Origin of the sequence: Halomonas sp. M4R1S46, assembly GCF_025725685.1 — a bacterium.
GTDB lineage: Bacteria > Pseudomonadota > Gammaproteobacteria > Pseudomonadales > Halomonadaceae > Halomonas.
In genome coordinates this window covers 1944606-1963777 of the sequence record NZ_CP107008.1, presented here as the reverse complement: position 1 = coordinate 1963777, position 19172 = coordinate 1944606, and the positions used below count along the sequence as shown (strand labels likewise).

General features: G+C 69.1%; 18 protein-coding genes. 6 read left to right on the top strand and 12 right to left on the bottom strand.

All coding sequences use genetic code 11. From position 1 onward, the window contains the following. Positions 1-21: 21 nt before the first annotated feature. The gene (locus OCT48_RS09275; RefSeq protein WP_263592403.1) at positions 22-273 is read right to left on the bottom strand and encodes an FmdB family zinc ribbon protein; all 252 of its coding nucleotides are present in this window, start codon (positions 271-273) and stop codon (positions 22-24) included. Positions 274-478: 205 nt separating this feature from the next. Between OCT48_RS09275 and OCT48_RS09270 the strand changes: the two genes are divergently transcribed. The 3 genes from OCT48_RS09270 (at position 479) to OCT48_RS09260 (ending at position 3545) form a co-directional block, all read left to right on the top strand. Beyond that, positions 479-1417: a D-2-hydroxyacid dehydrogenase gene (locus OCT48_RS09270; protein ID WP_263592402.1), complete on the top strand. Its 939-nt coding sequence runs from the start codon at positions 479-481 to the stop codon at positions 1415-1417. A 256-nt stretch (positions 1418-1673) separates the two neighbouring features. Next, positions 1674-2582, top strand: a complete 909-nt coding sequence (locus OCT48_RS09265; RefSeq protein WP_263592401.1) for a ribokinase — start codon at positions 1674-1676, stop codon at positions 2580-2582. Positions 2583-2603: 21 nt separating this feature from the next. Further along, positions 2604-3545 carry a nucleoside hydrolase gene (locus OCT48_RS09260; protein ID WP_263592400.1) on the top strand — a complete coding sequence of 314 codons (942 nt, stop codon included), beginning with the start codon at positions 2604-2606 and terminating at the stop codon, positions 3543-3545. Positions 3546-3548: 3 nt separating this feature from the next. Here OCT48_RS09260 and OCT48_RS09255 read toward each other — a convergent pair whose 3' ends face one another. Then, positions 3549-3821, bottom strand: coding sequence for an acylphosphatase (locus OCT48_RS09255; RefSeq protein ID WP_263592399.1), 273 nt, complete (start codon positions 3819-3821; stop codon positions 3549-3551). 243 nt (positions 3822-4064) lie between these two features. On the opposite strand from OCT48_RS09255, the gene OCT48_RS09250 reads away from it, so the two are divergent. Continuing rightward, positions 4065-5105 (top strand): Glu/Leu/Phe/Val family dehydrogenase, encoded by a 1041-nt coding sequence (locus OCT48_RS09250; protein ID WP_263592398.1) that lies wholly within the window; start codon positions 4065-4067, stop codon positions 5103-5105. Between the two features lie 157 nt (positions 5106-5262). On the opposite strand, the gene OCT48_RS09245 is transcribed toward OCT48_RS09250, so the two are convergent. Beyond that, positions 5263-6246, bottom strand: a complete 984-nt coding sequence (locus tag OCT48_RS09245; RefSeq protein ID WP_263592397.1) for a YihY/virulence factor BrkB family protein — start codon at positions 6244-6246, stop codon at positions 5263-5265. A gap of 127 nt (positions 6247-6373) precedes the next feature. Between OCT48_RS09245 and OCT48_RS09240 the strand changes: the two genes are divergently transcribed. Beyond that, positions 6374-7468 carry a bifunctional nicotinamide-nucleotide adenylyltransferase/Nudix hydroxylase gene (locus OCT48_RS09240; protein ID WP_263592396.1) on the top strand — a complete coding sequence of 365 codons (1095 nt, stop codon included), beginning with the start codon at positions 6374-6376 and terminating at the stop codon, positions 7466-7468. A gap of 154 nt (positions 7469-7622) precedes the next feature. On the opposite strand, the gene OCT48_RS09235 is transcribed toward OCT48_RS09240, so the two are convergent. The 6 genes from OCT48_RS09235 to OCT48_RS09210 form a co-directional block, all read right to left on the bottom strand. Further along, positions 7623-8540, bottom strand: a complete 918-nt coding sequence (locus OCT48_RS09235; protein ID WP_263592395.1) for a LysR substrate-binding domain-containing protein — start codon at positions 8538-8540, stop codon at positions 7623-7625. 94 nt (positions 8541-8634) lie between these two features. After that, entirely contained in the window at positions 8635-10053 is a 1419-nt protein-coding gene (gene cls, locus OCT48_RS09230) for a cardiolipin synthase (protein WP_263592394.1), read from the bottom strand. Between the two features lie 238 nt (positions 10054-10291). Next, positions 10292-11797 (bottom strand): fumarate hydratase, encoded by a 1506-nt coding sequence (locus OCT48_RS09225; protein ID WP_263592393.1) that lies wholly within the window; start codon positions 11795-11797, stop codon positions 10292-10294. Positions 11798-12008: 211 nt separating this feature from the next. Continuing rightward, complete coding sequence (gene uvrB / locus OCT48_RS09220; protein ID WP_263592392.1) at positions 12009-14030, bottom strand: excinuclease ABC subunit UvrB; 2022 nt, start codon at positions 14028-14030, stop codon at positions 12009-12011. A gap of 53 nt (positions 14031-14083) precedes the next feature. Beyond that, positions 14084-14494: an OsmC family protein gene (locus OCT48_RS09215; protein ID WP_263592602.1), complete on the bottom strand. Its 411-nt coding sequence runs from the start codon at positions 14492-14494 to the stop codon at positions 14084-14086. Next, positions 14494-14691 (bottom strand): hypothetical protein, encoded by a 198-nt coding sequence (locus tag OCT48_RS09210; RefSeq protein ID WP_263592391.1) that lies wholly within the window; start codon positions 14689-14691, stop codon positions 14494-14496. The genes OCT48_RS09215 and OCT48_RS09210 overlap by 1 nt, the downstream gene beginning before the upstream one ends. 140 nt (positions 14692-14831) lie before the next feature. Between OCT48_RS09210 and OCT48_RS09205 the strand changes: the two genes are divergently transcribed. Then, entirely contained in the window at positions 14832-15869 is a 1038-nt protein-coding gene (locus OCT48_RS09205; protein ID WP_263592390.1) for a YgfZ/GcvT domain-containing protein, read from the top strand. Between the two features lie 9 nt (positions 15870-15878). Here OCT48_RS09205 and OCT48_RS09200 read toward each other — a convergent pair whose 3' ends face one another. From OCT48_RS09200 to OCT48_RS09190, 3 genes are all read right to left on the bottom strand, one after another. Then, complete coding sequence (locus tag OCT48_RS09200) at positions 15879-16646, bottom strand: TatD family hydrolase (RefSeq protein ID WP_263592389.1); 768 nt, start codon at positions 16644-16646, stop codon at positions 15879-15881. A gap of 231 nt (positions 16647-16877) precedes the next feature. Further along, positions 16878-18467 (bottom strand): peptide chain release factor 3, encoded by a 1590-nt coding sequence (locus OCT48_RS09195; RefSeq protein ID WP_263592388.1) that lies wholly within the window; start codon positions 18465-18467, stop codon positions 16878-16880. A 228-nt stretch (positions 18468-18695) separates the two neighbouring features. After that, a complete protein-coding gene (locus tag OCT48_RS09190; protein WP_263592387.1) occupies positions 18696-19004 on the bottom strand; it encodes a hypothetical protein in 309 nt (102 codons plus the stop codon). Between the last annotated feature and the right edge of the window lie 168 nt (positions 19005-19172).

Here is a 19172-nt window from a genome sequence, read left to right as displayed (position 1 = left end):
AAAAGCGAGAGTGGTGACGGCTCAGGCCGCGGCGCCGCCGTCCGAGGACGTCCCTGCCCCCAGGCTGTCACCGGCCAGGTTCTTCTTGCCCCCGGACTTGAAATCGGTCTCGTACCAGCCGCCGCCGGCCAGCCGGAAGCCGGCGGCCGACACCAGGCGTCCGAGTTCGGCCTCGTCGCAGGCAGGGCAATCCGTCAACGGCGCGGCGCCGAGCTTCTGCAGCTTCTCCAGCCGGTGGCCGCAGGCCTTGCACTCATATTCGTAGATGGGCATGGTTTGGGTCTCCGTGAAACGACGTCCCAGTGGACGAAGCGACGACGCAACATGGCTCGGTCGCGGGTGGCGTTCTGCGATATATGGGCAGCCGGCGCAAACTCCAAGCCTGCCTCGAAAGCCGCATATTATAGCCTGTCGTGCCGCCCGAGGCCCAGCCCCGGGGCCACGCGTCCGTCGTCGCCCTGCACACGAGGAAACCGCCATGCACGCCGTGATTCTCGACGCCGCCAGCCTCGGCCAGGATATCGACCTCGCCCCGATCGAGACACAGCTGGACAGGCTCGATGTCCATGACCACACCGCCCCCGGGGAAGTGGCATCACGGCTGGCGGGCGCCGAGGTCGCCATCGTCAACAAGGTGGTGCTCGACGACGATACCCTCGGCCGCCTGCCGGCGCTGCGGCTGATCTGCGTGCTGGCCACCGGCACCAACAACATCGACATGGCGAGTGCCGAGCGGCGCGGGATCGCGGTGCGCAATGTCACCGCCTACGGCACCGCCAGCGTCGCCCAGCACACCCTGATGCTGCTGCTGGCCCTGGCCGCCCGGTTGCCCCGCTACCAGCGCGACGTGGCCCGGGGGCGCTGGAACGCGAGCCCCTTCTTCTGCCTGCTGGACCACCCCACCCTGCAACTGGCGAACAAGCATCTGGTGATCGTCGGCCAGGGCGAGCTGGGGTCGCGGGTCGGCGAGCTGGCCGGGGCCTTCGGAATGCGCGTCAGCTTCGCCGCCCGCCCCGGCGGCGCCGACGACGACCCCCGGCCAGCCCTGGCCACCCTCGCCCCCGAGGCCGATGCCATCAGCCTGCACTGCCCGCTCACCGAGGCGACCCACCACCTGGTGGACGAGGCCCTGCTGGCGAGTCTCAAGTCCGAGGCCCTGCTGCTCAACTGCGCCCGTGGCGGCATCATCGACGAGGACGCCGCCCTGGCCGCCCTCCGCCAGGGACGCCTCGGCGGCCTGGGGATCGATGTGCTGCCCCAGGAACCCCCCCGGGAGGGCCATCCACTGCTCTCGGCCCTCGACGAGCCGCTGAACCTGATCGTCACCCCGCACAATGCCTGGATCAGCCCCGAGGCTCGCCAGCGCATCGTGGCGCTGACCGCGGACAACCTCGCGACCTTCCTGGCACGCGGCTGACGGTGGGCGGGTGCGCTGCCCGCCCCTTTAGCGCGTCGCCGACGACCGCTGGCTGGGCGGTGGCCGCAGCGGCCGTCTCCAGACCCTCATCGGCCCGGCTTTACTGGGTGGTTGATCGGGCAGTGAGCGTGGGATTGGGCACATGCAAGATAACGGTATAAATATTCCCTACCCCGCGACCCGGCTTGCACCACTGGCGCCGGGCTTGGATACTTCCGCCGACCACCCCTTTTTTCAGCCTCACCCGGTCCACGGCATGCTGCATAACTTCGGGTCGATCAATCTCGACCACGTCTATCGCGTCCCCCACCTGGTCAGGCCCGGCGAGACCCTGGCCAGCCACGACTATCGCGTCGGCCTGGGGGGCAAGGGCGCCAACCAGTCGCTGGCCATGGCCCGGTCCGGCGGCCGGGTCCGCCACTGGGGGCGGCTCGGCCGGCAGGACGCCTGGGCCCGGGACCTCATGGCGCGCAACGGCGTGGCCGTCGACAGCGTCGCGCTCGTCGACGAGCCCAGCGGCCACGCCATCATCCAGGTGGACGACCAGGGCGAGAATGCCATCCTGCTGTTCCCGGGCGCCAACCATGGCTTCACGACGGCCGACCTGGACGCGCGGATCGCCGAGGTCGCCCCCGACGACTGGCTACTGACCCAGAACGAGTGCAATGCCCTGCCCCGGGTGTTCGCCCAGGCACAGGCTCGGGGGGTGAAGATCGCCTTCAATCCGGCGCCCATGACCGATGAGGTCGCCAGCCTGCCCCTGGAGGCCTGCCGGCTGCTGTTCGTCAACCGTGGCGAGGCCGAGGCCCTCACCGGCCTCGCTGCCGATGCCCCCGCGGAGGCCCTGCTGGCGGCCCTCGCCCGCCGGCTGCCCGCCACCGAGACGGTGCTGACCCTGGGCGGCGACGGCGCGTGGTACCAGCACGGCGACCAGCGCCATTTCCAGCCGCCGCTGCCGGTCGTCGCCCGGGACACCACCGCCGCCGGCGACACCTTCATCGGCTACTACCTGGCCGCGGTCCAGGCCGACCTGCCGCCGACGGCCTGCCTCGAGCGCGCCGCCACGGCCGCGGCCCTGAGCGTCCGGCGCCTCGGCGCCACCGAGAGCATTCCCGACGCCGCCGAGGTGGATCAGGTCCTGCGCCACGGCCTCGACGCCCCCTGACCGTCATCGACGAGGAGCCCCATGACCCATCCGATCATCTTCGATACCGACCCCGGCGTCGATGACGCCCAGGCCATCGCCATCGCCCTGCGCCACCCCGCCATCGAACTGCTGGGCATGACCACCACCTTCGGCAATGTCGACGTGGCCATCGCCACCCACAACGCCCTGCTGCTCGCCGAGCTGGCCGGTCGCGAGGTGCCCGTGGCCCAGGGGGCCGCGGCCCCGGTGGTCAAGCCCCGCCACCCGGCCCCGGCGCATATCCATGGCACCAACGGCCTGGGCGACATCGCGCTGCCCGCGGTGCAGGGCCGGGCCGACCCGCGCAGCGCGGCACGCTTCATCATCGATACGGTCAATGCCCGCCCCGGCGAGGTCAGCCTGGTGGCGGTCGGGCCGCTCGGCAACCTGGCCACGGCCCTGCAACTCGACCCGACCATCATCGACAAGGTCAAGCAGGTGGTGGTGATGGGCGGCTCGATTCGGGAAGGCGGCAACGTGACCCCGGTGGCCGAGGCCAATATCTTCAACGACCCCCATGCCGCCGCCCGGGTGCTCACGGCAGGCTGGCCGCTCACCCTGGTGGGCCTGGATGTGACCCACCGCTGCGTGCTCGGCCCGGCGCACATGGCGCGCATCGCCGCCGGCCAGGGCAAGCTCGGCGAGGTGCTGGCCGGCAGCTACGGCTTCTACCGCGGCTTCTACCAGGACATGCTCGGCATCGACGGTTGCTGCCCCCATGACAGCTGCGCCCTGGCCTGGCTGATCCGGCCGGAGCTGTTCACCACCGCCCGCGGCCACCTTACCGTGGCCACCCAGGGCGATGCCGAGGGCCAGACCATCTTCGCCCCGGAGAACCGTGGCTATATCGAGCCACGCTGGTCGCGCACGCCGCTGGCGGATGTCTGCCTGGGCGTGGACGGCACGGCCGTGGTGGAGTGGATCACCGAGACCCTGGCGTGACTCTCAGGCCGTCGTGAAGGTGTCCGGGTCGTGCTGCTCGACCACCTCGAGCTCCACATGGGTGACCCGGGCCCCCGGCGGCCCCTTCCACAGCCACTCGCTGAGATCGCGGACCGCCTCGCGGCGCCCGCACAGCAACACCTCGACGCGGCCGTCCGGCAGGTTCCTGGCATGCCCGGTGATCCCGGCCTTGAGGGCCTGTTCCTGGGTGGCGCGACGATACCAGACCCCCTGCACCTTGCCGGTCACCAAGGCCTTCACACAGCAGCTGTCCATTCGGCGTCCTCCATCTCGATGCGCGGACCCGCGGCCCGCAAGGGAATGGGAGCTTGCTTTCCTTTCTAGCATCCCGGCCGCTCACCACCAAGGCGCGGGGCTTCCCCGGGGCCAGGCGATGCACTAGTCTTCAGGGTGTCATACAGACGATCGCTCGGCCAAAAGCCGGGGCGATGCCAGGATTCGCCGCCCACCCCGCGGCGGATCCTCCCACAACAACCTTCCTCACAAGGGAGCCACGTCATGCTGGTCTTCGACCACCCCGAGTTCGACCACCATCAGCAGGTCGTCTTCGGCAGCGACGAGGCGAGCGGCCTGCGCGCCATCATCGCCATTCACGACACCCACCGCGGTCCGGCCCTGGGCGGCCTGCGCATCTTCCCCTACGCCAGCGAGGCGGACGCCCTGACCGACGTCCTGCGCCTGTCCCGGGGCATGACCTACAAGTCGGCCCTGGCCGACCTGCCCCTCGGCGGCGGCAAGGCCGTGATCATCGCCGACCCGCGTCGCGACAAGAGCCCCGACCTGCTGCGCGCCATGGGACGCCTGATCGACTCGCTGTCCGGGCACTACATCACCGCCGAGGACTCCGGCTCCAGCGAGGCCGACATGCGGATCATCGCCGAGAGCACCACCCATGTGGGCGGACTCGGCCACGCCGGCCGCGCCGGCGACCCCTCGCCCTTCACCGCCCACGGGGTGTTCTGCGCGCTGAAGAGTGCCGTGCGCCATGGCCTGGACCGTGACGACCTCGGCGAGCTGCGGGTGGCCATCCAGGGGGTGGGGCATGTCGGGGCCCACCTGGCACGCCAGCTCCACGCGGCCGGCGCGCAGCTGGTGCTGACCGATGTCGACCGGGATGCGCTGGGGCGGCTCGCCGATGAGCTGGATGCCGAGGTCACCGCCCCCGAGGCCATCGCCGATGCCGAGGTGGATGTCTTCGCCCCCTGCGCCATGGGCGCCGCCCTCAGCCCGACCGTGGTCGAGCGGCTCAAGGCCCGGGTGGTCTGCGGCGCCGCCAACAACCAGCTGGCCCATCCCGACGTGGCCCGCCTGCTGACCGCGCGAGGCATCCTCTACACGCCGGACTATGTCGCCAATGCCGGCGGGGTGATCGAGATCGCCTGGCAGCGTCGCGAGGACTATCGCCGCGAGGCCGTCATGGGCCATATCGAGGGCATCGGGGCCACCCTCGACGAGATCTTCCGGCGCGCCGAGCGCGAGGGCCAGAGCCCCGCCCGGGTGGCCGACGACCTCGCCCGGGAACGCTTCCGCCCCGCCTGACGCCCGACGGGGGCCGGGATCAGTCCCGACGCCCCCGCCGCGAGGCGGCCTCGTCCGTGCGGCCCGAGGCCTCCGCCCCCACGGCGTCTTCTCGGCTTGGCGCCTCCTCGGCGCCCTTGTGGCTTTCCGCCACGGCCCCCGACGTCTCGTGAGGCGCCTACCCGTCGCCCTCCGGTTCGCCGGCGCGGCGTCTCTTGAGGGACAGGCCACGCCGGCGTGACGAGCGCTCGACCGCGGGCTCGTCGAGCAGCTCGTGCTTGACCCGCACCGCGGTGTTGCGCGGGACCACCTCGCGCCCCCGCGCCAGCAGGTGACACTTGGTGAAGGCCGCCCCGAACAGCAGGATCAGCGAGGAGTAATAGACCCACAGCAGCACGACCACCACGGAGCCGGCGGCCCCGTAGGTGGATGCCGTGGCCGTATAGGCCAGGTAGGCGGCGATCGCCGACCGGCCGATGGCGAACAGCAGCGCGGTGACCACCGCCCCCACCAGCACGTCCCGCCAGCTCAGCACCACGTCCGGCAAGACCTTGAAGATGGTGGCGAACAGCGCCGCCACCACGGCCAGGGAGATCAGGAACTCCAGGCCGGCGGCCAGGACGCCGAGAAAGGGCAGCAGACCGTTGGCGGTCTTGAGCACGGCATTGACGGCCACCCCCAGCATCAGCGAGACCAGCAGGATGAAGCCGATGGACAGCACCACGGCCAGCGACAGGGTGCGATTCTTCAGGAAGATCAGCAGGCTATTGGAGCTGGGGCGCGCCGTCACCCCCCACAGGGTGTTCAGGGAGTACTGCATCTGGCCGAAGACGGTGGTGGCGCCGACCAGCAGCGCCCCGACGCCGAGCAGGGTCGGCCAGAGCCCCGACTCCTGGATGCGCGACTGGGCCACGGCGGCCTGTATCGCCTCGGCGGCGGATTGGCCCATGGTGCCCTGCAACTGGGCGACGATCTGTCCCTGGGCGGCTTCCTCGCCGAGGGCCAGCCCGATCACGGTGACCGCGATGATCATCGTCGGGGCCAGCGAGAAGAGGGTGTAGAAGGCCAGCGACCCGGCATAGCTGAAGGCGTTGCGCTCCAGCCACAGCTTCACGGCGGCATGCACCACGCCCCACCAGAACAACACGTGCTTCTTGATCATCTGCTTACCTCACATTCCCTTGCCTGTCCGCCAGCATACCGAAGCCGCGCCCGCCGTGCAGGGTGCGGGAATTGCACGGCCCCGAGCGGGTCACCATAATGGGCGTTTTACTGCGCGGAGCGAGCCCATGAGTCCGAGCCCGGACGCCGACAGCCCCCCCCACGACTTCGACTGTCTGGTCTTCATCGGCCGCTTCCAGCCTCCCCATCTCGGTCACCTGGCAGTCATCCACGAGGCCCTCAAGCGCGCGCGCCAGGTCATCGTGCTGGTGGGCTCCGCCTGGCAGGCCCGCTCGCTGCGCAACCCCTGGCGCTTCGACGAGCGGCGCCGCATGCTGCGCACCGCCTTCGACGAGGAGGACAACGCTCGCCTCGAGATCGTGCCGCTGCTGGACGCCCTCTACAACAACGACGTCTGGGTACGCGACGTGCAGCGCAAGGTGCGTGATATCGCCTCGCCGAGCCATGCCCGCCTGCCGCGGATCGGGCTGATCGGGGCCAGCCGCGGCCAGTCGAGCTACTACCTGTCGCTGTTTCCCCAGTGGGAGTCGGTCAGCGTGCCGATGGTCGAGGGCATCTCGGCCAGCCAGATCCGCGAGCGGCTGTTTCGCTCCCCGGCGGCCGCGACGGACTACGCCAATACCGGCGCCTCCCATGACCTGCCCCCCGGGGTGGTAGAGGAGGTCCAGACGTTCTTCGTCGCGGAGCCCTACCGGCAGCTGGTCGAGGAACAGCAGTTGCTGGACCAGTACCGCGACGCCTGGTCCCAGGCGCCCTACCCGCCGATCTTCGTCACCGTCAACGCCGTGGTGGTGCAGTCGGGACACGTCCTGCTGGTCAAGCGCACGGCGGCGCCGGGCAAGGGCCTCCATGCCCTGCCCGGCGGCTTCATCAATCCCCATGAACGCCTGCTGGATGCCTGCCTGCGGGAACTGCGCGAACGGGTCCGGCTCAAGGTTCCGGAACCCGTGCTCAAGGGCTCGCTGAGGGGCCAGCGACTGTTCGACGAGCCCCATCGCAGCTGGCGCGGCCGGACCCTGGCCGAGGCCTTCTACTTCGCCCTGCGCCCCGAGCAGCAGCTGCCGCGGCTGAAGCCGGTGAAGGGGGGGGACCATGCCCGCTGGGTGCCCCTGGCCGACCTGGAGCCGGACGGGCTCTTCGAGGACCACTTCTTCATCATCCAGAACTTCCTCGGCCTGCCGGCGGATTTCAGCGAGCCCTGATCACGAACGGCGTCGAGGGTGGATCTATCAGGGGCATGAGCATCGCGTAGGCTGGATAAGCCCGCGCAGCGGGCGCATCGGGCGTGCCAGGAGGCCAGGCTCGTGCCGGTATCGTGGTGGATGCGCTAGCGCTTATCCCCCTACCGACAGGCTCCTAGGCCTGGAGGAAGTCCCTCGGCAACTTCATCATCTGCCGCCAGAGTTTCTCGACGCCGGGCTTGTGAACCAGCGAGCAGCGATAGAGCCGGATCTCCAGGGGCACATCGAGGCTCTCGTCGCCGGCCCGCACCAGGCGACCGTCCTTGAGTTCCTCTCGGATGCAGAAATCGGGGATCCACGCCATGCCCATGCCCTGCAACACCATGCCCTTGAGCCCCTCGGCCATGGCGGTCTCGTAGACGGTGCGCAGGCGCATGCGCAGCGGGTCGTTCTTGAGCAACATGCGCACGCTGCGGCCCAGGAAGGCCCCCTGGGTATAGGAGAGATAGGGTACCGGCTCGTTGCCCTCGAGGGGGAAGCGCGGCCGTGCCCGGTCATCCGGCAGGCAGACCGGGAGCATCTTCACCTGGCCGATGGAGAAGGACGGGAAGACCTCGGCGTCGAGCTGCATGCTGGCGTAGGGGTCGTAGTAGGCGAGCATCAGGTCGCAGTTGCCCTCGCGCAGCACATGGATGGCATCGCCGACGTTCATCGCCACCAGTCGGGTCGGCAGCTCGCCCAGACCCTTCTGCAAACGCGAGATCCACTGGGGATAGAAGCTCAGCGCCAGGGAATGGGCGGCGACGATATCGAGCGCCTCGTTGGCGATGGACAGGCCGCGCAGGTGGCCGAGGCTCTCGTTGAGCTGCTCGACCATGCTGCGCGCGGTGACCAGGAACAGCTGCCCCTCCGGGGTCAGGTCGACCGGCGTGGTGGAGCGGTCGACCAGGGTCACCCCCACCGCCTGCTCCAGGGAGCGGATGCGCCGGCTGAAGGCCGGCTGGGTGACATGGCGCTGGCGCGCCGAGGCGGAGAAGCTCCGCGTGTTGGCCAGGGCAACGAAGTCTTCCAGCCACTTGGTCTCGAGGTTCACCACGACTCCCGATCGCTGATGCATGAACGGCCCCGTACCGGAGCCAGCCGAGGGCTGGTAATGTACCCCAGCCGCGGCACGGACCCAAGCCGCGTCACTGCACGGGGGCGAACAGGTACGCCGCCCGGGACACCAGCTTGCGCCACAGGGGACGCGAGGTGATCTCCTCCAGGCTGACCCTGCGGCAGTCGGCGAAGTCCCGCTCGAGCATCGCCGCCACCTCGGCGGCGAAGCGGCGGTCGGGCACGAAGGCGGTGATCTCGAAGTTCAGGCGGAAGGAGCGATTGTCGAGATTGACGGTGCCGACGCTGCCCGCCTTGTCATCGATCAGGATCACCTTCTGGTGCAGGAAGCCCGGCTGGTAGCGGTAGACCTTGACCCCGGCGCGCAGCATGTCGGGCAGGAAGGAGAAGGCCGAGAGGAACACCAGCAGGTGGTCGGGACGCTCCGGCATCATGATGCGCACATCGACCCCGCGCATGGCCGCCAGGCGCAGGGCATCCTGGACGCTGCGGTCGGGGACGAAGTAGGGGCTGGTGACCCAGAGCCGCTCCCCGGCGCTGTGAATGGCATGCTGCACCAGCAGGCTGGCGGTCTCCTGGGGGTCGGCGGGCCCCGAGGGGACGATGACCACGTTCTGGCATTCCTCGCAGGTCACCTCGGGCGTCCAGTTGAGGCGGATCACCTCCCCCGTGGCCCAGTGCCAGTCCTCCCAGAAGGCCTCCTGCAGGCCGAGCACACTGGGGCCGGTCAGCTTGAGGTGGGTGTCGCGCCAGTGACCGTGCCGGGCATGCTGTCCCAGGTACTCGACCCCGACGTTGAAGCCGCCGACCCAGCCCTGGCGACCGTCGACCACCAGGATCTTGCGGTGGTTGCGGAAGTTGAGCTGGAAGCGATGGCGCACCCCCCGGGAGGAGTGGAAGGCGCTGACCTCCACCCCGGCCTCGCGCAGATCGCGCAGGTAGCGCTCTGGCAGGTTGTGGCAGCCGATCTCGTCGAACAGGAAGCAGACCCGGATGCCCTTCTCGGCGGCGCGCTGCAGGCGGTGCTTGAGCTCGAGGCCCAGGGCGTCGTCGCGGACGATGAAGAACTGGATCAGGATGTAGTCGCGCGCCGCCTCGATGCCGGCGAACAGGCTATCGAAGGTCGCCTCCCCGTCCACCAGCAGCTCGCAGCGGTTGCCACCGGTCAATGGCATCATCGCCAGCTTCTCCACCGCCAGCACGTCGGCCTCCCGGGCGCTGGCCAGGTAGGGCGAAACCCGCTCCCGGTAGCGGGCCAGCACGCGCCGGAGCACGGTATCCCGCTCGCCCCGGGCCGATACATAGCCATAGAAGCGCGGACGACCGAACACCCAGTAGGCCGGCACCGCCAGGTAGGGCATGGTGAGCAGGGAGATGATCCAGGCGATGGCGCCCTGGGAGGTACGGCTGGACATCAGCGCCTGTACCGCCGAGAGGGCACCGAGCACATGGACCAGCAGGATCAGTACGCCGAACAGCCAGGAGGCCATGGTCAGTCCCCGTTCCGTGGGAGGAAGCCGCGGCGCCGGACACGACGCCGCCACCAGCATACCCGCAACGGCGACGGCCCCGCCAGTTGGCGGGGCCGTCGCGCAGGGCTATTGCAGTTGAGTCTGACGAGGGGCGACGGGGACAGGTCGAAGAGGATGGGAGGGACCTGTCGACGGAGCAGCCCCGAGAGATACCGCTATCTGCAATAGCCCTGGGCCGTCGCGGCCGGCGGCGCGGTCAGGCGCGCTCGGCGATGATCTCCTTCCACTTGGCGGGACCGGTCTGGTGGACCGAGGTGCCGGCGCTGTCCACCGCCACGGTCACCGGCATGTCCTCCACCTCGAACTCGTAGATGGCCTCCATGTCCAGGTCCTCGAAGCCGACCACGCGGGCCTGCTTGATGGCCTGCGCCACCAGGTAGGCGGAGCCGCCCACCGCCATCAGGTAGACGGCCTGGTTGTCGCGGATGGCCTCGATGGCCGCCGGCCCTCGCTCGGCCTTGCCGACCATGCCCAGCAGGCCGGTCTGCTCCAGCATGGTGCGGGTGAACTTGTCCATGCGCGTGGCGGTGGTGGGACCGGCCGGGCCGACCACCTCGTCGCGCACTGGATCCACCGGCCCCACGTAGTAGATGAAGCGGCCATGCAGGTCGACGGGGAGACTCTCCCCTTTCGCCAGCATGTCGACCATGCGCTTGTGGGCGGCATCCCGGCCGGTCAGCAGCTTGCCGTTGAGCAGCAGGGTGTCGCCGGGCTGCCAGGTGCGCACCTCCTCCGGGGTAATGGCATCGAGGTCGACGCGCTTGACGTTGTCGCCGGCCTCGCGGGTGATCTCCGGCCAGTCCTCGAGCCTGGGCGCCGGCAGCGCCGCGGGGCCCGTCCCGTCCAGGGTGAAGTGAGCATGCCGGGTGGCCGCACAGTTGGGGATGATCGCCACCGGCTTGTTGGCGGCATGGGTCGGGTAGTCCTTGACCTTGATGTCGAGCACCGTGGTCAACCCGCCCAGCCCCTGGGCGCCGATGCCGCTCTTGTTGACCTTGTCGTAGAGCTCCAGGCGCAGTTCCTCGGCGCGATTCGACGCCCCGCGGGCCTGCAGTTCCTGGATGTCGATGGGCTCGAGGAGCGCCTCCTTGGCGATTTCCATGGCCTTCTCGGCGGTACCGCCGATGCCGATGCCCAGCATGCCCGGCGGGCACCAGCCGGCGCCCATCCTGGGCAACTGCTCAAGCACCCAGTCGACCACGCTGTCGGAGGGATTGAGCATGGCGAACTTGGACTTGGCCTCGCTGCCGCCGCCCTTGGCCGCCACATGGACCTCGACGGTGTCGCCGGGCACCAGCTTGTGGTGGATGATCGCCGGGGTGTTGTCGCGGGTGTTGGCGCGCATGCCGTCCGGATCGGCCAGCACCGAGGCGCGCAGCACGTTGTCGGGCAGCCGGTAGGCCCGACGCACGCCCTCGTTGATCATGTCGTCCAGGCTCATGTCGGTCTCGAAGCGCACGTTCATGCCGACGTGCACGAAGACGGTGACGATGCCGGTGTCCTGGCAGATCGGACGATGGCCGGTGGCACACATCCGCGAGTTGATCAGGATCTGGGCAATGGCGTCCTTGGCCGCCGGGTTCTCCTCCCGCTCGTAGGCCGCCGCCATGGCGTCGATGAAGTCCTTGGGATGGTAGTAGGAGATGTACTGCAGGGCATCGGCGACGCTCTGGATGAGGTCATCCTGGCGGATCACGGTCATGGGCAAGACGCTCCTTGGCTGGGTCGACACGCCCGCTTCTGGGCCGGTCCGGGACACCGGCGGCGGGCTCGAACGGAGGCGCATTATAGCGCACTTGCCCTGCCCCGGCAGCGTCGACGCAGTGGCCATGGGCTGACGGGGTCTTGGCAGGGAAGATAACGGTATAACTCATGACCCGAAGCGATCCCCGGGGGCCGGCTGGCCGTCCGTCTCAGCCGACGGCCAGCTGGCGCTCCCTGAGCTCGTGCAGCCGATCGCGCAGCCGCGCGGCCTCCTCGAACTCCAGGTTCTGGGCCGCCTCGAACATGGCGTCCTCGAGCCGCGAGACCTCCCGGGCAAGCTCCGCCGGCCCCAGATCGGTCGGGTCGTAGATGGCGGCCCCCTCGGCGACCTTGCGCTCGGCCTTGCGGCCCTTGCCCTTGCGCCCCGGGGCCTGGGCGGCCTCGAGGATATCGGCCACCGAGCGGGAGACCGTCTCCGGAGTGATGCCGTGCGTCTCGTTGTGGGCGAGCTGCTTGGCGCGGCGCCGCTCGGTCTCGTCGATGGCCCGGCGCATGGAGTCGGTGACCCGGTCGCCGTAGAGCACCGCCTTGCCATGGGCGTTGCGCGCCGCCCGGCCGATGGTCTGGATCAGCGAGCGCTCGTTGCGCAGGAAGCCCTCCTTGTCGGCATCGAGGATCGCCACCAGCGACACCTCGGGGATGTCCAGGCCCTCGCGCAGCAGGTTGATGCCCACCAGCACGTCGAACTTGCCGAGGCGCAGGTCGCGGATGATCTCGACCCGCTCCACGGTGTCGATATCGGAGTGCAGGTAGCGCACCCGCACGCCGTGCTCGTCCAGGTACTCGGTGAGGTCCTCGGCCATGCGCTTGGTCAGGGTGGTCACCAGCACCCGCTCCTCCACCGCCGCCCGGGCCTGGATCTCGGAGAGCAGGTCGTCCACCTGGGTCGAGGCCGGTCGCACCTCCAGCTCGGGATCGAGCAGCCCGGTCGGCCGTACCACCTGCTCCACCACCTGGCCGGCATGCTCGGCCTCGTAGGGACCGGGCGTCGCCGAGACGAACACGGTCTGGGGCGATATCCGCTCCCACTCCTGGAAGGTCATCGGCCGGTTGTCCAGCGCCGAGGGCAGCCGGAAGCCGTACTCCACCAGGGTCTCCTTGCGCGAGCGGTCGCCCTTGTACATGCCCCCCACCTGGGGAACGCTGACGTGGGACTCGTCGATGAACAGCAAGGCATCGGCGGGCAGGTAATCGAAGAAGGTGGGCGGCGGCTCGCCGGGCTGGCGCCCCGACAGGTAACGGGAGTAGTTCTCGATGCCGTTGCAGTAGCCCAGCTCGAGCATCATCTCGATGTCGTAGAGCGAGCGCTGCTCCAGGCGCTGGGCCTCCACCAGCCTGTCGTGCTGACGCAGCCAGGCCAACCGCTCGGCCAGTTCCTCCTTGATGGCGTCGATGGCGCCCATGATGGTCTCCCGGGGCGTCACGTAGTGCGACTTCGGGTAGATGGTCATGCGCGGCACCTTGCCCCGTACCTCGCCGGTCAGCGGGTCGAAGAGGCTGATGGCGTCGATCTCGTCGTCGAACAGCTCCACCCGTACGGCCTCGTCCTCGGCGTCTGCCGGGAAGATGTCGATGACGTCGCCGCGCACCCGGTAGGTACCGCGCTTGAAGTCCATGTCGTTGCGGGTGTACTGCAGCTCGGCGAGGCGGCGCAGGAAGGAGCGCTGGTCGATCAGCTCGCCACGAGTGAAGTGCAGGCGCATCTTCAGGTACTGGTCGGGATCGCCGAGACCGTAGATCGCCGACACCGAGACCACGATCAGCGCATCGCGGCGCTCGAGCAGCGCCTTGGTCGCCGAGAGACGCATCTGCTCGATATGGTCGTTGATCGAGGCGTCCTTCTCGATGAAGGTGTCCGAGGACGGCACATAGGCCTCGGGCTGGTAGTAGTCGTAGTAGGAGACGAAGTATTCGACGGCGTTGTCGGGAAAGAACGCCTTGAACTCGCCGTAGAGCTGGGCCGCCAGGGTCTTGTTGGGCGCCATCACGATGGTCGGGCGCTGCAGGCGCTGCACCACGTTGGCCATGGTGAAGGTCTTGCCCGAGCCGGTGACGCCGAGCAGGGTCTGGTGGGCCAGCCCGGCGTCGATCCCCCCGACCAGGCTCTCGATGGCCGTGGGCTGGTCGCCGGCGGGCTGGAACTTCGCTTGCAGTCGGAACGGCTTGCTCATCGGCTCTCCTGGTGGCGCCGGACCGGCATCGCGCCCGGCGGGATACGACGGGATCAGCCCCGCCGACGGGTGGTGATCTCCACGGTGGCGCTGGTCATCAGGCGGTGGATCGGGCACTTGTCGCTGATCTCCTCGAGCCGCGCCCGCTGCGTCGCGTCCAGCGGCCCGTGGAAGGTCATGGTCACGTCGAGTCGGTAGACCCCACGGCGCTCGTCGCGTTCATCGCGGTTGACCACCACGCTGACGCCGTCCAGGGGCCACTCCTTGCGACGCGCGTACATCTGGGCGGTGATCGCCTTGCAGGCCCCCAGGGACAGGTCGAAGTAGTCGTGGGGGTCCGGGGCGCTGCCCTCGCCGCCGAAGGCCTCGGGCACGTCGACGAAGAGATCCTCGAAGCCCTCGAGCTCGACGCGCTGGCGGAAGATACGGTTGCGCTCGCTGACAATCCGGATGCCGTGGGCCATCATGTCACCTCGATGCCGAGCCTGAGGGCCTGCACGGCCTTGATCAGCGCCTCACGGCGCACCTTGCCGTCCACCTCGGCCCCATGGCGTCCCACCTCGACACTCTCGACGCCGTCGAGCATCATCAGAGCCGTGGTGATGCGATTGACCTGGTCGGCGCTCTCGACGCCCTGGAAACTGAGAGACTGGTGCGCCATGGGGCGGCTCCTGTACGGCTGGAATCGAACAGGGGCGAGTCTAGCACGCCGCCCGAACACGCGGCAGCGGTTGCAATGCGGACCGCTCGACCGCATGTCCCGACCAACGCCCGTCAACGGACACGACAAGGAACCCTGACATGAACGACTGGATCGCCCACCTCGGAGGCCAGCGGGAAGGCGCCGATCGCGTCGTCTTCGACACGCCCGAGCCGGCCCGCCGCGCCATGGAGGCCAACGCGATGACCCCGCTGGCCCACCTGGGCATCCTCGATGTCGCCGGCGAGGATGCCGAACGCTTCCTCCAGGGCCAGACCAGTGCCCAGGTCGCCCTGGCCGATGGCGCCTTCGCGCCGCTGACCTGCTTCTGCACCCCCAAGGGCCGCATGCTGGCCAATGCCCAGCTGTGGCGCGTGGCTCCCGATCATTACCGCCTGCTGATGCACCAGAGCCTGGTGGCTTCGCTCCGCGACCACCTCCAGAAGTTCGCCGCCTTCTACAGGGTCGCGCTGACGCCCCGCGACGACCTGGCGCTGATCGGCCTGATCGGCCGCGAGATCCCCGCCGTCGCCGAGGTCCTGCTCGACGTGGTGCCGCCCGCGGTCTGGCACCAGGCCAACCGGGATGACCTCCAGGTCCTGGCCCATCCCGGCCCCCGGCCGCGACTGCTGGCCTGCCTGCCGGTCGAACGGGCCACGGCCACCTGGGACACGCTCGCGGCCCAGGCCACCCCCGTGGACAACGCCGTCTGGCGACTCCATGACATCCAGGCGGGGCTCGCCTGGCTGGAGGCCGGCCAGCAGGACACCTACCTGCCGCAGATGCTCAACTGGGAGGCGCTCGGCGGGATCAGCTTCAAGAAGGGCTGCTACACCGGTCAGGAAGTGGTCGCCCGGGCCCACTTCCGCGGCCAGGTGAAGAAGCGCCTGGTGCGCGGCCAGCTCGATGGCGGCCTGATCCCGGAGGCGGGCAGCGCCATCGAGGATGCCGAGGAGAAGCGGCTCGGCGAGGTGCTCTGTGCCGAGCTGGATGCCTATGGCGAGGCCGAGGTGCTGGCGGTGATGAGCACCCGGGAGCCGAGCCCGCCGCTGCGCGTGGCCGGCCAGAAGCTCAAGCCGCTCAAGCTGCCCTACCCGCTGGAGCGCCTGGACCCCGAGAGCCTGGCCGGCAAGGCGTAGCCCTCCGCCTCAGTCCGCAGGCAGGCCGAACAGGCGCCGCGCCGTGGCCGAGCTCGCCTCGGCCACCCGCTCGGCGGCCTGGCCGCGCAGCCCGGCCACGGCCCGGCACACCTCGGCGAGGCGCGCCGGCTCGTTGCGCTCGCCCCGATGCCCCGCCGGGGGCATGTCGGGACTGTCGGTCTCCAGCACGTAGCCGTCGTCCGGCAGGGCCGCCACGGCTCGATGCAGCCGCCTGGCCCGCGCATGGGTCGGGGCCCCGCCGAGGCCCACCACGAAGCCCAGGTCGAGGAAGGCCTTCGCCTGCTCGGGGGAGCCGGCGAAGGCGTGGATCAGCCCGCCCGCGGGGAGCGCCAGCTGGCGTAGCCGCTTGGCCACCCGGTCGTTGGCCCGCACGCAGTGGATGACCACGGGCAGGCGGCGCGCCCTGGCCAGGCGCAGCTGGGCATCGAACAGCGACCACTGGGCCGCGAGGGTCTCGTCGAAGCGTGCATCGATGCCGCACTCCCCCACCGCCACCGCCTCGGGATGGGCGTCCAGGGCCCGGGCCAGCGCCTCGATGTCGCCCTCCCGATGCTCGTCCATGAAATAGGGGTGCAGCCCCAGGCAGACGCTGACAGCGTCCCGCCGGCCCAGCGCCAGCACCCGGTCCCAGTGGCGGCGGGTGGTTCCCGGCACCACGAAATGCGCGACGCCCACCGCCCTGGCCCGTTCGAACACCGCCTCTCGGTCGGCGTCGAAGTCGGGGAAATCCAGGTGGCAGTGGGCGTCGATGAGCATAGGAGCAAGGAGCAAGGAGCAAGGAGCAAGGAGCAAGGAGCAAGGACAAGATCCCCTTGCCGACTTGCTCCAAGCGAGGGGCGCCAGGGGCGGGCCGAAGAGGAGGTCCTGCGCCAGGGATGGCGCCGGTAGCGCCCAGGGAGGGGTTTACAGCGCCTCCTCGATGGTCCGACACATCGGGGCCCGCCGCCGGCTCAGCCCCGAGTGATCCAGCTATGTGCGATCAAGGGCTCAGTGCTCCCGGGTATGGTTGAAGCGGATCTCCGGCCAGCGCTCCTGGGTCATCTGCAGGTTGACCCGGGTCGGCGCGATATAGGTCAGGTAGCCGCCGCCGTCGATGGCCAGGTTGGTGCTGGCCTTGCGCTTGAACTCCTCGAGCCGCTTGGCATCGTCGCAGTAGATCCAGCGCGCGGTGTTGACGTTCACCCCCTCGTAGAGGCAATCGACCTTGTATTCCTGCTTGAGGCGATGGGCGACCACGTCGAACTGCAGGGTGCCCACGGCCCCCAGGATCAGGTCGTTGTTGTCCAGCGGCATGAACACCTGGGTCGCCCCTTCCTCGGAGAGCTGCTGCAGGCCCTTCTGCAGGGCCTTCATCTTCAGCGGGTCCTTGAGGCGCACGCGCTTGAACAGCTCCGGGGCGAAGTGCGGGATGCCGGTGAAGCGCATGTCCTCGCCCTGAGTGAAGGTGTCGCCGATCTGGATGGTGCCATGGTTGTGCAGACCGATGATGTCGCCCGGCCAGGCCTCTTCCACGTGAGCCCGGTCCGAGGCCATGAAGGTCAACGCATCCGCGATCTTGACGTCCTTTCCGATGCGCACGTGGCGCATCTTCATGTTCTTCTCGTACTTGCCGGAACACACCCGCAGGAAGGCGATGCGATCCCGATGATTGGGGTCCATGTTGGCCTGGATCTTGAAGACGAAGCCGGTGAAGCTGCCATCCTCCGCCTCGACGGAGCGCTTGTCGGTCTCCCGGGGCTGGGGGGACGGCGCGTACTCGACGAAGCCGTCGAGCATCTCGCGGACCCCGAAGTTGCCCATGGCGGTGCCGAAGTAGACGGGGGTCTGTTCGCCGCGCAGGTAGGCCGCGTGGTCGAAGGCGTGGGACGCGCCCCGGACCAGTTCCACCTCCATGCGCAGCTCTTCGGCGGCATCCTCGCCCAGCACCGCATCGACCTCGGGATTGTCGAGGCCCTCGATGCGCCTGTCCTCCGGGATCCGATTGCCCTGCCCCTGGGTGTAGAGGTGGATGACATCGTTGTAGAGATGGTAGACGCCCTTGAAGTGGCGTCCCATGCCGATGGGCCAGGTCATGGGCGCACACTGGATGTTGAGCACCTCCTCGACCTCGTCCATCACCTCGATGGGGTCGCGGATATCCCGGTCCATCTTGTTGACGAAGGTCAGGATCGGCGTGGTCCGCAGGCGGCAGACCTCCATCAGCTTGATGGTCCGGTCCTCGACGCCCTTGGCGCCGTCGATCACCATCAGCGCCGAATCCACCGCCGTCAGGGTGCGGTAGGTGTCCTCGGAGAAGTCCTCGTGCCCGGGGGTGTCGAGCAGGTTGACGATGCGCCCGCCATAGGGGAACTGCATCACCGAGGTGGTGACGGAGATGCCCCGCTCCTGCTCCATCTTCATCCAGTCGGAGGTGGCATGGCGGTCGTCACGCTTGCTCTTCACGGAGCCGGCCATCTGGATGGCGTTGCCGAACAGCAGCATCTTCTCGGTGATGGTGGTCTTGCCCGCGTCGGGGTGCGAAATGATAGCGAAGGTGCGGCGAAGCCCGGTTTCATGGGCGAGGGTCGAGTTGGACATTGCGTCTCGTCGCTGAGTGGTGCTCCCCCGGCCGGGATCGGTGCCGGCCGGGGCGTGTCGGTATCGTCTGTGCACCGATTGTACCGTCAGCCACGGATTCTGTCGCCGGTCGTGGCCGACACGAGCTGCGGCCCCAAGGGGGCATCGGCGGATAGCGCGGGCGATACAGGGCAGGAAGGTAACAGCCGGCGGCGCCGGTGGGGGCCCGGCACCGCCAGGGGGGCACGACTAGCCGGCGGCGGCGCCCATCTCGCGCCAGAGGCGTTCGGTAACGAACTCGGTCACGCGACGGTCGTTGGCGTCGTCGACCTCCACGGCCAGGAGCTGGAGACCGCCCGGCTCGTCGCCGTGGCTGCCGTCATAGACGGGAAACACGCGCAGGTTCGACTTCAGCAGCAGGAAGATGCCTCGGCGCGGGTCCACGCCGACGCCCCGCACCTCCTCGTCGGGGGGCATGACGAACACCACGTCGGCCGCCTCGGCCTTGCGATGATCGAGGTGCTGCCAGGGTAGTCGCTCCAACTGGATATGCTGCATTGACCGCCTCCTCTTCCCGACCCGGTGGGATTTCAACATAGTCCATTTGTAGGGGGGTGGTAGGTGACGATGGCGTGAAAATTTTGCGACGTGAGCATCCTTGACGGGAGCCCCATTGCTGCAAGGTCCACAGGACCCGCCACCTGGTGCCCGGACCTTGATCGCCAT